This is a genomic window from Bartonella queenslandensis AUST/NH15, from assembly GCF_000312585.1.
Taxonomy (GTDB): domain Bacteria; phylum Pseudomonadota; class Alphaproteobacteria; order Rhizobiales; family Rhizobiaceae; genus Bartonella; species Bartonella queenslandensis_A.
The window spans coordinates 1-909 of sequence record NZ_HE998244.1 but is presented as its reverse complement, the minus strand read 5'-3'; the positions used below and the strand labels follow the sequence as shown (position 1 = coordinate 909).

General features: G+C 35.5%; 2 protein-coding genes. Both read right to left on the bottom strand.

What is annotated here, in order from left to right; genetic code table 11:
- Nucleotides 1-261, bottom strand: a 261-nt coding sequence (locus tag BN338_RS10050) for an isochorismatase family protein (protein WP_039762026.1), incomplete at its 3' end; no start/stop codon positions are given.
- Nucleotides 262-307: 46 nt separating this feature from the next.
- Nucleotides 308-853 (bottom strand): hypothetical protein, encoded by a 546-nt coding sequence (locus BN338_RS10045; protein ID WP_039762024.1) that lies wholly within the window; start codon nt 851-853, stop codon nt 308-310.
- Nucleotides 854-909 lie beyond the last annotated feature (56 nt).

Here is a 909-nt window from a genome sequence, read left to right as displayed (position 1 = left end):
TCCTTGTATGCAATGATCAGGCCAAAGTATTTGAGGACCATAGTCAAGATTGATGGTATCATAGGGCTTTTTTTCAGGATAGCTGGAAGCAAAGCTGCAGTGGTTTTTGGGGTGCCAGTCTTGGGTTAAGATAACGTGGTCAAAATGATTGATAAGATTATTAATGGCAGGTAAAATAGCATCACCTTGTGGTACTGCAAGTGCTCCACCGGGTAAGAAGTCATTTTGAACATCAATGACGAGTAAGGCTTTTTTTTCCATAAATATATTCCTATAGGAGGTGAGCTTTTATCGTATTTTTAAAAAGCTATATTTCGTCTTGAAGTTTTGAAATGACTTGTTGAATATTGATCTTATTGTTACAATTATCAAGCCAAAAGAGGGGAATGGATAAGTTTTTGCAATTCATTTTATAGTTTTTTACGAAGTGTAACCACATACAAATGGGAAGGGCACTGTAGTCATTTTTTGTGACATGTTGGTGCAAAGCTTTCATGATCATTGGGCTTGGAACGTCAGATCCCATAAGGCGACGATCGTTTTGTAAACGTAATTTAAGCCACATCAAGGCAAGAGATGAAGTCCATTGTTTTCCGTAACAAAAAATCGATGAAAAAAGGGAAGGTTTTTTTACTGCGTAAGATAAAGCCCATAAAGCAAAAAAAGAAGGTGCATAGAGAATTACTTTTCTTTTTGGTTCTATATTACATTGATAGGTTGGCTTAATACGGTAAAAACACAATGTTATATCTGGTATAGAAAAGAGAGGCAATGTTTGGTAACATGTTTCGGGTACAGCTAAAAAGATTTGCTTTTTGCGTCTTGAGGTTTTTTTTTTTGCATTTAGAACCATACCGGGGCTTGTGAGATTAGAAAAAATGTACCAATATTAAAACGAAAAGCTTTTGA

Excerpts from the sequence above, each read along its gene's own strand:
- BN338_RS10045 (WP_039762024.1), bottom strand. The coding sequence starts at position 853 with ATGGTTCTAAATGCAAAAAAAAAAACCTCAAGACGCAAAAAGCAAATC.